The sequence below is a fragment of the Peribacillus asahii genome, assembly GCF_004006295.1.
GTDB lineage: Bacteria > Bacillota > Bacilli > Bacillales > DSM-1321 > Peribacillus > Peribacillus asahii_A.
The window spans coordinates 2,854,689-2,867,300 of record NZ_CP026095.1 but is presented as its reverse complement, the minus strand read 5'-3'; the positions used below and the strand labels follow the sequence as shown (position 1 = coordinate 2,867,300).

32 protein-coding genes are annotated in these 12,612 nt (G+C 30.5%); all 32 read left to right on the top strand.

The genetic code is table 11. The features are described from left to right. Positions 1 to 32: 32 nt before the first annotated feature. Positions 33 to 230, top strand: coding sequence for a hypothetical protein (locus BAOM_RS14060; RefSeq protein ID WP_127760798.1), 198 nt, complete (start codon positions 33 to 35; stop codon positions 228 to 230). Positions 231 to 277: 47 nt separating this feature from the next. Further along, on the top strand, positions 278 to 415 hold the full coding sequence (locus tag BAOM_RS24505) for a hypothetical protein (protein WP_164853239.1): 138 nt from the start codon (positions 278 to 280) through the stop codon (positions 413 to 415). A gap of 2 nt (positions 416 to 417) precedes the next feature. Continuing rightward, on the top strand, positions 418 to 606 hold the full coding sequence (locus BAOM_RS14055) for a hypothetical protein (RefSeq protein WP_127760797.1): 189 nt from the start codon (positions 418 to 420) through the stop codon (positions 604 to 606). 35 nt (positions 607 to 641) lie between these two features. Continuing rightward, positions 642 to 791 (top strand): hypothetical protein, encoded by a 150-nt coding sequence (locus tag BAOM_RS24500; RefSeq protein ID WP_164853238.1) that lies wholly within the window; start codon positions 642 to 644, stop codon positions 789 to 791. 86 nt (positions 792 to 877) lie between these two features. Next, positions 878 to 1,210: a BC1872 family protein gene (locus BAOM_RS14050; RefSeq protein ID WP_127760796.1), complete on the top strand. Its 333-nt coding sequence runs from the start codon at positions 878 to 880 to the stop codon at positions 1,208 to 1,210. 70 nt (positions 1,211 to 1,280) lie between these two features. After that, a complete protein-coding gene (locus tag BAOM_RS14045) occupies positions 1,281 to 1,619 on the top strand; it encodes a hypothetical protein (protein ID WP_127760795.1) in 339 nt (112 codons plus the stop codon). Positions 1,620 to 1,673: 54 nt separating this feature from the next. After that, positions 1,674 to 1,877, top strand: coding sequence for a hypothetical protein (locus BAOM_RS14040; RefSeq protein ID WP_257467342.1), 204 nt, complete (start codon positions 1,674 to 1,676; stop codon positions 1,875 to 1,877). Positions 1,878 to 2,243: 366 nt separating this feature from the next. Then, entirely contained in the window at positions 2,244 to 3,026 is a 783-nt protein-coding gene (locus BAOM_RS14035) for a hypothetical protein (RefSeq protein WP_127760794.1), read from the top strand. A gap of 110 nt (positions 3,027 to 3,136) precedes the next feature. Beyond that, positions 3,137 to 3,289, top strand: a complete 153-nt coding sequence (locus BAOM_RS24495; protein ID WP_164853237.1) for a hypothetical protein — start codon at positions 3,137 to 3,139, stop codon at positions 3,287 to 3,289. A gap of 80 nt (positions 3,290 to 3,369) precedes the next feature. After that, positions 3,370 to 4,041 carry an HNH endonuclease gene (locus BAOM_RS14030; protein WP_127760793.1) on the top strand — a complete coding sequence of 224 codons (672 nt, stop codon included), beginning with the start codon at positions 3,370 to 3,372 and terminating at the stop codon, positions 4,039 to 4,041. Between the two features lie 41 nt (positions 4,042 to 4,082). After that, entirely contained in the window at positions 4,083 to 4,823 is a 741-nt protein-coding gene (locus BAOM_RS14025; RefSeq protein WP_127760792.1) for an HNH endonuclease, read from the top strand. Positions 4,824 to 4,906: 83 nt separating this feature from the next. Continuing rightward, positions 4,907 to 5,356, top strand: a complete 450-nt coding sequence (locus BAOM_RS14020; RefSeq protein WP_127760791.1) for a hypothetical protein — start codon at positions 4,907 to 4,909, stop codon at positions 5,354 to 5,356. A gap of 265 nt (positions 5,357 to 5,621) precedes the next feature. Further along, positions 5,622 to 6,329, top strand: coding sequence for a coiled-coil domain-containing protein (locus tag BAOM_RS14015; RefSeq protein WP_127760790.1), 708 nt, complete (start codon positions 5,622 to 5,624; stop codon positions 6,327 to 6,329). A 70-nt stretch (positions 6,330 to 6,399) separates the two neighbouring features. Beyond that, positions 6,400 to 6,624, top strand: a complete 225-nt coding sequence (locus BAOM_RS24490) for an AbrB/MazE/SpoVT family DNA-binding domain-containing protein (protein WP_164853236.1) — start codon at positions 6,400 to 6,402, stop codon at positions 6,622 to 6,624. A gap of 128 nt (positions 6,625 to 6,752) precedes the next feature. Next, positions 6,753 to 6,935 carry a hypothetical protein gene (locus BAOM_RS14005; protein ID WP_127760788.1) on the top strand — a complete coding sequence of 61 codons (183 nt, stop codon included), beginning with the start codon at positions 6,753 to 6,755 and terminating at the stop codon, positions 6,933 to 6,935. A gap of 95 nt (positions 6,936 to 7,030) precedes the next feature. Continuing rightward, positions 7,031 to 7,279 (top strand): hypothetical protein, encoded by a 249-nt coding sequence (locus BAOM_RS14000; RefSeq protein WP_127760787.1) that lies wholly within the window; start codon positions 7,031 to 7,033, stop codon positions 7,277 to 7,279. A gap of 34 nt (positions 7,280 to 7,313) precedes the next feature. After that, positions 7,314 to 7,559, top strand: a complete 246-nt coding sequence (locus BAOM_RS13995; protein WP_127760786.1) for a hypothetical protein — start codon at positions 7,314 to 7,316, stop codon at positions 7,557 to 7,559. Between the two features lie 67 nt (positions 7,560 to 7,626). Then, positions 7,627 to 8,331, top strand: coding sequence for a 3'-5' exonuclease (locus BAOM_RS13990; protein ID WP_127760785.1), 705 nt, complete (start codon positions 7,627 to 7,629; stop codon positions 8,329 to 8,331). A 38-nt stretch (positions 8,332 to 8,369) separates the two neighbouring features. After that, complete coding sequence (locus BAOM_RS13985) at positions 8,370 to 8,591, top strand: hypothetical protein (RefSeq protein WP_127760784.1); 222 nt, start codon at positions 8,370 to 8,372, stop codon at positions 8,589 to 8,591. Between the two features lie 56 nt (positions 8,592 to 8,647). After that, complete coding sequence (locus BAOM_RS24485; protein ID WP_164853235.1) at positions 8,648 to 8,803, top strand: hypothetical protein; 156 nt, start codon at positions 8,648 to 8,650, stop codon at positions 8,801 to 8,803. Positions 8,804 to 8,831: 28 nt separating this feature from the next. Beyond that, positions 8,832 to 9,044 (top strand): hypothetical protein, encoded by a 213-nt coding sequence (locus BAOM_RS13980; RefSeq protein ID WP_127760783.1) that lies wholly within the window; start codon positions 8,832 to 8,834, stop codon positions 9,042 to 9,044. Next, a complete protein-coding gene (locus BAOM_RS13975) occupies positions 9,044 to 9,241 on the top strand; it encodes a hypothetical protein (RefSeq protein ID WP_127760782.1) in 198 nt (65 codons plus the stop codon). The genes BAOM_RS13980 and BAOM_RS13975 overlap by 1 nt, the downstream gene beginning before the upstream one ends. 114 nt (positions 9,242 to 9,355) lie before the next feature. Further along, positions 9,356 to 9,502, top strand: coding sequence for a hypothetical protein (locus BAOM_RS24480; RefSeq protein ID WP_164853234.1), 147 nt, complete (start codon positions 9,356 to 9,358; stop codon positions 9,500 to 9,502). Beyond that, positions 9,489 to 9,617 (top strand): hypothetical protein, encoded by a 129-nt coding sequence (locus BAOM_RS25150; RefSeq protein ID WP_257467339.1) that lies wholly within the window; start codon positions 9,489 to 9,491, stop codon positions 9,615 to 9,617. Before BAOM_RS24480 ends, BAOM_RS25150 begins: the two co-directional genes overlap by 14 nt. A 240-nt stretch (positions 9,618 to 9,857) precedes the next feature. Next, positions 9,858 to 10,076 (top strand): hypothetical protein, encoded by a 219-nt coding sequence (locus BAOM_RS13970; RefSeq protein WP_127760781.1) that lies wholly within the window; start codon positions 9,858 to 9,860, stop codon positions 10,074 to 10,076. Between the two features lie 30 nt (positions 10,077 to 10,106). Then, positions 10,107 to 10,508, top strand: coding sequence for a hypothetical protein (locus BAOM_RS13965; protein ID WP_127760780.1), 402 nt, complete (start codon positions 10,107 to 10,109; stop codon positions 10,506 to 10,508). Between the two features lie 59 nt (positions 10,509 to 10,567). Continuing rightward, a complete protein-coding gene (locus BAOM_RS13960) occupies positions 10,568 to 11,089 on the top strand; it encodes a hypothetical protein (protein ID WP_127760779.1) in 522 nt (173 codons plus the stop codon). Positions 11,090 to 11,148: 59 nt separating this feature from the next. Continuing rightward, on the top strand, positions 11,149 to 11,280 hold the full coding sequence (locus BAOM_RS25145; RefSeq protein ID WP_257467336.1) for a hypothetical protein: 132 nt from the start codon (positions 11,149 to 11,151) through the stop codon (positions 11,278 to 11,280). Between the two features lie 61 nt (positions 11,281 to 11,341). Next, positions 11,342 to 11,479 carry a hypothetical protein gene (locus tag BAOM_RS24475; protein ID WP_164853233.1) on the top strand — a complete coding sequence of 46 codons (138 nt, stop codon included), beginning with the start codon at positions 11,342 to 11,344 and terminating at the stop codon, positions 11,477 to 11,479. Between the two features lie 30 nt (positions 11,480 to 11,509). Continuing rightward, on the top strand, positions 11,510 to 11,707 hold the full coding sequence (locus BAOM_RS13955) for a hypothetical protein (RefSeq protein WP_127760778.1): 198 nt from the start codon (positions 11,510 to 11,512) through the stop codon (positions 11,705 to 11,707). A gap of 135 nt (positions 11,708 to 11,842) precedes the next feature. Beyond that, entirely contained in the window at positions 11,843 to 12,070 is a 228-nt protein-coding gene (locus BAOM_RS13950; RefSeq protein WP_127760777.1) for a hypothetical protein, read from the top strand. A gap of 137 nt (positions 12,071 to 12,207) precedes the next feature. Beyond that, a complete protein-coding gene (locus BAOM_RS13945) occupies positions 12,208 to 12,444 on the top strand; it encodes a hypothetical protein (protein ID WP_127760776.1) in 237 nt (78 codons plus the stop codon). Positions 12,445 to 12,612: the final 168 nt, after the last annotated feature.

The following is a 12,612-nucleotide window of genomic DNA, read 5'->3' as shown; positions in this document are numbered from 1 at the left end:
ATTTCAGGGGATATAGGAGTTGAAATAAGTAAATGGAAAAATTTTTATCAAACAAAATGACATTACCTATATTAATTTTCTTTGTAGGAATCTTCAATAGTGGCTTTAACTTGAATAAAACAATAAATGAAGCTTGGTGGTATACACTGTTACCATTATTTATAGGTCTATTCTGGGGAATGGCAATAATTGCAATAGAACAGTTTAAATATTTTAATGATATTGATTAATTAATGTAGTCAAAAAACTTTAATCTATGATAAATGGAGGTATTAATATGTACATAACAATGAGTAAAGAGAAATTAGAAATTCTGAAGGAATTCGCTGAACTATCGTATGAGGAACAGCTAGTATATTATGATTTTGTCCTAGAAGCTGTTAGGGAATGTAGGGAGACTGCAAAGGGAGTATGAAAATGAAAAATAGCTTTAGAATTTTAATAATGTTTATAGAAGGTTTCTTAATAAGTAGTATTTACCATTTAGCTAAAAATTATATTAATAATGTAATGGATATTTATGATGTTATCGTAAACCTTGCTATATTGGTTATCTCTGTATTAATTGTTAAGGATTTATTGAAATATGCAAAAGATAATGAATAAAATGCTAATTTAATCGTAAATTAAAGGAGATAATTATGTTTAAACAAATGGCTGAATTAAAAAAGATTACAGAAAACTTACGGAATCAAGGAAAGACCAATGAACAAATTAAAGCTGCAATAGGGGCATATCTGGATGAATCAAAAAGGAAAATCAATCCTAATGGAGATTTAGATATACTTTAGTCTTATAAAACACATCTTTTATCATAGTTTTAGCGATGAAAAACGGAGCATTTGGGAGTATAAGAGAGAATGAGGGAGGCTACATAATGAATAGAGAAATTGACCGTTTGGTTATTGAAAAGGTTTTAGAATTGTCCTATAAAGAGTCAGATGAATTTGGGTTATGGGTAATTTTAGAAGAAGGGGAGGATGCTGTTTTATTTAGACCTTCAGAAAATATAAAAGATGCATGGATAGTTCTTGAAAAATTCGATTTCGCTGATGTTAAACGAGTTACAGGGTATGGTGATGACTTTTACAGTGTTACATTAGCAGTAGCTATGATGGATGGGGCGTATAATGATATTGAAGTAAGGGAAAATACAGCACCGATGGCTATCTGTAAAGCAGCGTTAAAATCAGTTGGTGTGGAAATTTAATTATAAGATAAATTACTGATTTTATGAGGCGTAGTAGACCAAAACTGTGCGATAAAAGGAGAGGTGTAAATTGAATTACGGATATACAGAAAAAGAATGGGACGATATCAAAGCAGGTAAGTGGAATGGAAGATATTTCGATGTTGTCAAAAAACATATTGAAGTTGATAACATTCACATGCCGCACTTGCTTTATTTAATCAATTTAGTGGAGCGACAACAAAAAGAAATCCAATTGCTCGATAGCGCAATAGAAGATGATGACATAACAAAAACTCGATATGCAACAACAATTGGTGAATTAATTAGTTTGAATCTATGGTCTGCGAGAAGGTTGCATAAGACTCATAAAAAGTTCGCATATGATGAACTAGAAAAAATCACTGGGTTTAAACACGAACGTCTTTGACACACAGTCCGACCAAGTATTAACACAACCAATGAGATAGGAGGAATGGTGAGTATGAATACAAGGCAAGCGTATAGAACTTTTATCAGACACCAATTAGAGGTGATGAGTGATGAAGGAGAAATTTCCTTGTCATGCGAAGAAATTGAAGCTTTTGTTAGTGGTGCAGAGGATGATTACGATTTTTACAAACAGTTAGGAGAATTTCTATCTGAGTACATTGAAAATTACGGAGAACGTTACGGTATTGATGTTTAACTACCGCACAGTCCAACGAAACTATGATTCATAAAATTACACGTATTGTATTATAGGGCGGTTATAGTTTAGCTGCCCTATAATATGAAAATGACTATAACAGCACTACATACGATGAAATGGGACTTTTAACTAAAAAGGAGAATGAGAGTATGAAAACTTATATTAAAGGATTCTTTGCAGAATACACTTGGTTTTTAGTTGGTGTAGTGTTTGTTTGGGGATTAAGTTTACTATATTCTAGCAACTTGCAAGATCGTTGGTAAATATATGTTGCAATTAAATAAGTAAAATTATATACTATTAATAGGCGGACACATCGTGGTTTAATCTTCTTTAAAATAAAAACTATAAAGGGGAATACGAATGACAAATAATAAGCAATTAGAAGCTGGATTAACCGAATCAAACGAAATGGTTTTAGTTGAAAGTAGAACAATGAGAGATCAATACGTTTATAAAGATAGTGTACTAGATAAAATCAAAATTGTGCCGCTATTAGAAAATACAGTAGAAGTAACTACAGAAATGATTGCTAACTATTATGAAGTACCAGTAGGAACAATTAAAACTATAATTTCACGTAATCGAGATGAATTCAACCTATACGGGGAGCTAAGAGTGTTGAAAGGTAAGACGTTAAAGGAATTCAAAAGCGAGTTTCAAGATGAAACTGCCTTTAAAGGAGCTAGTTCCTTAACACTTATTAATAGAAGAGGGCTGCTTAGAATAGGAATGGTGTTGACCGAATCGGAAGTAGCTCAATCAATTAGAAATTATCTTTTAAATGTTGAAGAAATATCTGATAAAGAACAAAAGATGTGGGCTGTGGAACGTGAAATTAGTAAGCGTGAGAGAAAACAGTTAACAGATTCAATTCAAGAATTTTACCAAGGAACATTAAAACAAGGCTTTGAATTTTCCACATTCACGAATCTAGTTTATAAAGTTCTATTTGATTCAAATGCGAAGAGACTAAGAGAGATGTATGAGCTAGATAAAAATGATCCTATTAGAGATTCATTTACTACTGAGGATTTAAGAAAAGTCGTTAATGTAGAAAGAACTATTTCAGTACTCATACAGTTAGGGAAAGATTATAATGAAATCAAAGAAGAATTGTTGAGTAAGAAAGAGCGATATCAATAAATAAAATTATAATGAGAAGCTAGTGAGGGAAATTACATAGTATATAACAGATAATATCTACTAGCTTTATTAATTACATAATAGACACATATTGTGAAGGAGGAATTTGAATGGTTGAAATGAGATTTCATTGGTGGAACGAGGATGCAGAAAAAGAAGGAACGGTAAAAGTTTCTGCACCAACAGTAGAAGATTGTATTGAGATTGCGGAAGATGAAATAGAAGGTGCAGGACTTACAATTACAGATTATTACGTTATTTAATATCTCACAGTTCAAATATAACACAAGATAAAATTAAAATTTTTTCGTAATTTAACTATGAATAGGAGGTTTATTTTACATTGAATAAAAAGGTATGTTCAGATTGCGGAGAAAATAAAGCTTTGACGGATTTTTACTCACAAAATAAATATTCGAAGACAAGAGGTAATTGGATTTATTTTAACCCTGAATGCAAGGAATGTACTAAAAGGAGGGCTGTGACATGGAAAGCGCAAAATATGGATAGATGGTATGAAAATTATAAAGAGTATTATGTTGAAAATAGAGATATGTATATAGATAACGCTAAGAATTGGAATAACGAAAACGCTGAAAGAAAACAAGAAAATTATAAAAGTTGGCAAAGAAGTAATCCAGAAAAGTTAAGTGTATATAATCAGTATAAACGAATGCACGGTACTCATAAAATAACAAATGAAGAGTGGGAGAACTGCAAGAACTATTTCAACTATAGATGTGCGTATTGTCATTTACCAATTGAGGAACATTACATAAAATTTAATGGTAAAGTTAGATTAGGTGATTTCCATAAAGAACATGTGGATCATAATGGTTCTAACAACTTAGCTAATTGTGTTCCGAGTTGTAAGAGTTGCAATGGAAGAAAACACACCTCTAGTTTGGAGGAATGGTTTAATATCAGTAAAGATTTTGATCAGAACAATTTACATAAAATCAAGAAGTGGTTAGATAGTGATTATAAACAATACATAAATAAAATTACAATATAACAGGAATTTCATTAGGAGTAAATCTAGAAAGGAGAATAATATTGGTTATAGTTTGTGACATTAAAACTAAGAAAGAAAAGAAATTTAAATTTCCATATGAAAATAACCACAAATATATTTGTGGTGTAGAACATAAATTATGCTCAGATTGTAATGAATGGCTGCTGATGACCGATGAATTTTATTATAAGAACTCTGCTAATAGAGTTGATGGTTATAATCCATATTGTAAAGAGTGTACTATCAGAAGATCAGCTACATACGTCAGGAAACCTGAAAACTGGAAAAGAAAATTAGAATTAAAAAGGATGAGAAAAAATAGAGATAAAAGTAATGAGTATCTAAGAAAACGAAAGGCAGAAAATGAAGAATTAAGAGAATACATAAAAGAATATAATAAAAACTATCGGAAAAATAATAAAGATAAAATTAAAATATATAACAATAATAGAATGCAGAAAAATCACGATATAACAACTCAGGAATGGAATTCATGTAAGTCATATTTTAATCATTCTTGTGCATATTGTGGGATATCAGAAGTTGAAGCAAAAGATCTTTATGGTCAAAATTTACATAGGGAGCATGTTATCCCTGAAGGTAGAAATGATTTGAAAAACTGTGTACCTGCATGTAGGATGTGTAATTCTTTAAAAAACAGAATCCCTTTTAATACTTGGTACAATCCTAATAATCCTATTTTTAGTGAAGAAAGATATCTAATGATATATAAATGGCTGAGATTTGATGTTAAGAAGTTCATGAAGAAAAAGAAGAAATGATTATAGAGTAAAATTATAAAATAAGTTATATTAAATCCTCCTTGGTCATACATTTAATTGTAACCATCAAAGGAGGTATTTTTATGACCATCGACCCTAGAGAGTTGCTATTGAAGATGAAGGAGTACGATTTCATCTATGACACTAAATTAGGCAAAATAATGAATAAGAAATCAGAAGAAGATAAGTATTTCATTTTTAAAATTTTAGATTTGTTATATGATAATTTCGACAGAGTTAAGTATACTGATGATTTAAGCGAGTCTGTTATAGGTAAAGAAAAATGGGGTATTTTAATATCTCAAAAGTTCGCAATATCAGATAAACGGATGCCTATTCCACAGGTTCCTTTTAATTTACTATATAGCAGCAAGCTCATTAGTATGAGTTTGAGTGCAAGACAAGGATACTATACACTTGTAGGCTTGTTACTAGAAACAGATGAGGATATATACGTTATGTTGAATTTTAGAGATGAAAAATATAGAAAAGAGTATAAGAGGTTGACTAAAGAGAAAAAGAAAGTTAAATGATCATATTGGGTTCAACGTCTGAAAAGTCCTATTTTTAGGGCTTTTTTGTTTGTTCGAATCAGAATTGTTATAACATTAAAGGTGAGGAGAAAAATAATTAAAAATTTAATAACATAAATGAAACGTTGATATATAGAGGTTTGCTAACCTTATTTATATTTAAAATTTTCCGAAAACAAGTTGACAGTTTGTTATAACTGTTATAACATGGGTTATGTGGAAGAGACAACCACTAAAAACTTATCCGAATTGGGGGAATTGGAAAATGGGTTTATTTACAAGTAAAATTGCTTTAAGTGTTATTGCTGGTGGAGGACTTACGTTAGGTGCTTTAGGGTTAACATTCGGAGGATCAGACACACTACAAGCTGCTACAAGTAATGTTAAGGATTTTGGGGAGCGTTTAGTACAATTCGAAAACAATGAAAATAGTTTACTACAAAAAATTGGTTTAATTAAAGAAGATGCAGGAACTAAGATTGCTAATGCCAAAGCAGAGATTGATAAATTGACGGGCGAAAAGGCTGAATTAGAAACTACTGTAACTGATCTGCAAACTCAAGTAAGTGGGTTAGAAGCCGATATTGCAGAATTAACAGCGAGTCTAGAAACAGAAAAAGGGAATCACGCTGAAACTCAAGCAGCTTTAGATGCTAAAACGGCTGAATATAATACTAAAGTTGCAGAGTTAGAGACTGCTAACCAAAAAATAGCAGACCTGAATACAGCGATCAAAGTTGCAGAACAAAAAATGGGAGAAGCTGATGATTTAGTAACGGAGCTAGAAGCAGAGATTGAAAGGGCAAATCAGGAAGTAGAGGCTCATGGACAAGCAGTAGAAGCAGAGAAAGCGAAAACTGAAAATGCCCAACCAGTCACTCAAGAGGAAATCGATGCTATTGATACTACTGTAGGTGATGACGATGCAAGCCCTGTTGAAAGTCCTGAATCTACTGAAGGTACACAAGAATAAGTTCGCCATGTATAATGTAGATAGGGTGGAGATTATTTCTTCACTCTATCTCTTTATAAGGAGCGAGTTTATGGAGGTTGAACGTAAGATTCGAAAAGTAGGAAATTCATTAGGAGTATTATTACCATCTAGTATGCTTAAAGAAATAGGGGTTAAAGATGGTGACACTGTATATATAAGTATGGGAAATGATGGTGAAATCGTCATTAGAAACACTGAACAGAAAAAGAACAACGAAAAGTTTAAAAAACAAGTAATTGCAATAATTGATGAGTATATGGAAAACAAAGAATGATATCAGGAGGCTAAAGAGTCTCCTTTTTAATTGCTTATTTCTATACAATTCACAGATTATGGTATAAAATATACGTAAGATAATACAATCTCAGAAATAGCAGCCACTAATAGAAAGGAGTGGTGAAAATGATTCTGATTAAAGTGGATAATAGAAAAGCTAAGTACGGGGTTTATTATAATGTAGTGAATGAAGAAACTAATGAAACTATATACAAAGGTAGATGTAGTAAGTTTTCATATGTGAGTGATTTATATTATGATCTAAAGGATAAATACGGTTCGAAAAATGTTAGGATGATTTTAAAATAGTTGGTAACTTTTTCTTTACGTAAATAAAATTATATGTTATTATGTATTTAAGGGTTAAGGGAATAATAAATTTCATTAAGAATGGAGATGGCTTTATGTACGTATATCGGATTGTAGAGGAAGAAATTAATGAGGAAATGGAAGATGGTTTTGCAACCGACTTTAGCTATGTAACACATGAGCAGAAATTTTCAGAAGTCGAGTTCGAGGATATGTGTAAAAAAGCTATTACGATGTCTGAAGAAAAAACAGTCTATTCTTTTTATCTAATAAAAATACTTTGTAGTGAATTCGGTTTTGAAAAATTAAATCCAGTAGCTTCTTTTCAATACACAATAGAATAAAAGAAGAGATTTATTCGATGAGGAGGAATACAATATGGCTACATACTTACTTTTTCAAGGAGAATATAGTAGAAGAAGAGTAGTATCTGTAACGGAAGATGTGAAATATACAGCTAAAATGTACACTGATTTATTAAAAGATGGAGAAAAAGTAGATGTTGAAATTTGGGAAAATAATAAACCCATAGGATATTTTTATGATTATGAAAAAGTTGAAAGTAAAGTCAAGAAAGCTATGAGTATGATTGCGATTGGTAAACATGAAAAATCATTAAGATAAAAATCTCTTTCATCTTATATAAAAGTGATTCATTTTTAAAATATAAAGAATAAAAAGGAGATTATGAATGCATGTAATTATTTTTGATTTAGAGATGAATAATGTTTATAAAAAGGAGCGAACGAATAGTATCGTTGAAATTGGGGCAGTTAAAGTTAAATTAGAAAATTTAGAAATTCAACAATATTTTCAAACATATATTATGCCTCACGTGGGAATAGGGAAAGGTACTATGAAATTTATACAAATGGATGAAAATGATGTAAGAAAAGCGGTTAGTCCTAAACAAGCTTTAAGTGAATTTGTTGAATGGATTGGAAAAGATTATTATTTATGTTCATGGGGTGATATAGATAAACTTTATTTAATACAGGAGTGCGTCAATGAAAGTTTTCCTTTATCATGGTTAAAAAATTATAATGATATTCAACCTGCAATTGCCAACGCTATAGTCGGGAAAAAAATTATTAAATTAAAAGATGCGATAAGAGAATCTGGAATTAAGGAAGAAGGATATTCGCATAGCGCAATGTATGATGCAGTGAATACATCATCATTATTTATTAAATATCATGATCAAATTGAATTAAAAACAAGCACTGCATCTGAAAATTATTCATATAGCAAAGACTTATATAGGAAATGTAATAAATGTGGAATAGTCAAATATTTCACAAAGCTACATCGTATAAAAAAGAAACCTACAAATTTTTGTAGAGATTGTCATTTGGAAAATCAAATATTAAAGAGAAAAGAGAAGTTTGGAGAGTAATAAAACAAGTCTTTTACTTTAAATTAGGAGGAATTAATATGAAAGTATCTGAATTAAAAGAAATAGTAGATAAGTTAGTCAGAAATGGTAATGGTGAAATGGAAATTGTTATCCCTGACAATAGTAGATTAATGACTTTTAAAAAGTTGAATAAAATGGAAATTAATATGTTTTATCGTAATGGTATTGAATTTCCTGATGTAGATACAGGAGATTACTGTGATAAAGAAAATACAGTTAAGAAGTTGTTTTTGTACTAAAAATCCGATTAAAACGAATAACTTATTCAGAAAGGATGTTTGATGTGAAGTGTGTTATGACTGAAGAAGAAATGCAAAAATATGCAAATGAACAGGAAGGTTACGAAGTTGAATTTTTATATGAGTATGCTGATATATTAGGGTACTCGGCAGAACTTAAGGAAGATGATAATGGAAAAGAATATTATGTTTTTAAATTAAGGGCTAAATAAAATGACAATTTTAAAGGAGATGAATTAAATGAATGAATTAGAAAATACTTTTATAGCTTGGAGAGAAATATTAAAGAAACAAAGTGTAGATGAAAATATAATACAACTATTTGAAACTATTTTTGCCTATATGAGAGATAAAGAAAGAAGAACGGAATTGTTGAAGTTAGCTATTAAATCATGTGGTAATGGAGAATTGACAATTGAGCAGTTAAATGAATTAATAAATGGAGGGAAATAATGAAAGAAATATACTGGAATGATGGTTGTTATCGAGAAGGAGGAACAGTTATTTATAATGGTAAGGTGGAAATTGTGAAAAGTTTAAATGTTATTACAATTCAAAATGGTTCAATATTTGATAGAAAACAAGTATTAAGAATTATCACAAGGAATGGAAAAGTTATTGAATCAGAACAAGGGGAAATAGTTAACTAATAAAATAACTACGTTATCGCTCATATGAACCAAATTACATAATTTATTATTAGTAACGCACATATTCATATGAGCGATATAAATAAAAACTTATCGAAAAAGGAGAGGTTCACAATGAGTAAAAAAGAAATCGATGTGCTCCTAGATACGTATAACGATTATGTGAAAATGTATGCTATTTTCGGTGATGTAGAATATAAATACTTAGCAAATTCAGTTTTAGAAAAACTAAGGAAGGGTGTAAATCATGTACCTTATTAAGTGGATCGAGAACGGGAAAGAAAAATCATTTGTAGCTGACGCTTGGATTGTAAGAGATGTATACCAAGAAGAGTTAGCAGCTAAAGGAATTCACTTCACAACTGAACTTATATAATTATACATAATGAACAGGAGGTGAAATGGTAAAGGGGTTTATTAAGTAAAATTATATTTGTTGACGTATAATTAATGGCAATATATACTAAGGATTAAGAAATAAAAAATATCCGTCTACATAGCGCAAGTAGACGGATTAAAGGTTAACGGTGATATTATTAGGATTGTCCACTAATAATAACTTTTATACACAGTTTACGAAAAAATAATCATTTTAATCGAAAAGGAAATGGTGATAGTGTTAAATATAATCGGTATTACATTGGGATTTTTAGGATCTTTGATTTCAGTATTTGGTATTATTAGTAAACCGAATAAAAAAGAAAGCACATATGATGATGTGAAAAATTCATGGATAACAGAAAATATAAATAAGTTTTATACCATAATAGGATTATGTTTTATAGCAGTTGGTTTTTTACTCCAACTGACATCGGAAATTATTAAATTTAAATAAAAGAAATATTTCGTTAGGGAGTGAAGTGTAATGATAGTTAAGGATTTAATCCAATTATTGCTGCAACAGAAGCAAGATGATGAGGTGAAAATTTGGTCACAAATCAAAGTGAACGGTGGGGGAAATGCAAGTCAACATGAAATCGATGAGTTATTTTCATTAAATAGCGATGGAACTGTAATGATTAAACAGAAGGAATTGAATATTGGGACTGATAATGAAGAGTTTCAAAAATACGTATATTGTAGCAGTGATGAAGCAACTCATGTAGTCTTTCCAATTGATGATATATCATCAAACATCTCTTCAAATAAAATATATTCCTTGATTGAAGATGAGGAGGAAGATGACATAGTTATCGAAAATGACATTGGAGTTACTTGTGTTGCTATGGATATTATTAATACTTGTTATTATTTGAAAAAAATCTAATTATAAATATGCCTGTTAAAAGAATTGTTTTAATTTACTAATAAAAGAGGAGGATATTTATGATTAAACAATCGCTTATGATCATATCTTTTTCTATCTCACTGCTGCTATTACAGGGTTGCAACGATAGTGCAGAAGAGGTTAAATCGGAAGACAAGCAAGAAGTAAGCCAACTAGAGTCGACTAAACCAAAAGAAAAAGTTGAGCCTAGTGAAACAAAGAATCTTAAGAATTCGCTTACTATTGATGAATTTAACGCGATGTTCAAACAAGATCCTGAAGAAACTCAATATCCACATGGTAAGTTTGAGTTAAAGGATGGGACAATTGTTAATGCTGATTATCTCATGTATGGTGAAAGCAGTGTATTCGATTATGCAATGGTAACTTTTTATGAAGACAAATTAGCAAAAATACAAGTTGACACTGAATCAAATATAGAAGACATCGAAAAAGGATTAGGTGTCTCTTTTAAAAACGCCATTGTTGAACCGTATAAATTCGGTGAAGGTTATGAAATTATTTTTAATGAAATTTTTACAGATGAGAATATTACAAGACTTCCTAATGAGTGGGATTAATTATTGGAAATGATTTAAATAATGAAATAAATTCTTAGTTTTAATTGGAGGATGATTATATGTATATTAGTAATGCAGATGTACGTTTGGTAACTGTTAAAGAGGATGGTAGCGTGGAAATCCTATTTAAAAATCAAACATTTATGGATGTCCCGAAAGAGAGAGTTGAAATTAAAATCAAAAAAGATTGATAATCGTATTACGGAAAAGGAAATTCTATAGATAAAAACTCAATTTTAAAAGGAGGTACGTATGGAGAATCAGAGAGTGTTTGAGCTACAGCCATTAACAGAAGATCAAAAAAGAGAGATAAGAGAAATTATGGGGAAATTAGGCTTTAAAACAGATGATAACTACATTGAATTGGACACAAAAGAAATCAAGTTTTAAACTTAGGTTGATTTCGTAAGGAGAAATGACATGAGAAGATCACTCAACGATAGACTAGACATGATAATTGAAAAACTAGAAAGTGTTAAAGTTACAGGTAAATGGGACGCTGTTGTAGATTTTTGTGAAAAGCATGATATTGATCCTGAGTGGCTTTTAAATTATTTAATAATGACAAGAGATATAGCGATGAAAAGTCAAGCTAGGCGTGAAGCAAAGAATAGTTGAGTATTACACTTGACTATTTTCCAGTTTTATCATAAATTAAATTATATAAACAACTTGTGTTTAAGGTACATACAACATGATGGCTTTACAACAACTTAGATAAAATAGGGAAGATAAGAGGAGATGTGGTACTATATGATATCAGAAAGTATGTTAAAGTTCATAACTGATTCAAAAGCGTTAGAGGTTCAATTAGAAGAGAAACTAAGTAAAAAAGAAGAGGTCTATAGTAGCTGGTATGCGTCTGAAGAATCAAAGGGGTTAATGAAGGAGCTTTACAATTTCCAAAACTTGAATGAATCGTATGAGTTCAGTGTTCCGATTGCAGCACCAGTTGAAAAAGATCAGATTGAATGTGTCTAATAGTACCTAGCCACGTTATCCATAGTTAAGGTGCGTGGCTTATTTAAATAAAATTATATAAAGTGATTGAGTTAATGTGGAGATAGTGGTAAAATGTAAATATAAATAAATTACAGGAAATTAGGGGTGGAATACAAATGATGAACGAAAGAGAAGTGATGTCTAAATATGTAACAGTTGACGATTATATGGATTTTTATAGAGCTGTGTTCGGTGAAGAGGTAAAAGCTGATGATGAGTTTTCACAATTCAAAAGGAAGAAAGAAAAAGAGAAGACAGAAGATGAATGGGCGCAGCAGTATATTGATCTATATGGATATGCTTATACACCTGAGTATAGCACACATAAGAAAAAGCAGGTTAATTTTAGATAGCATGGGAGATGGGTTAAATGGAGAAATGTATTTACTGTGAATCTTCTTATTGGATATATAAATCTAACTCAAGTTTTCCAGAATCGTGTTGCTCCAAAGATTGCGAGGATAAATATAAAGAGTATATTGAGAATTTAATATCTATGAATTCTGAGAAATAAAGGAGGA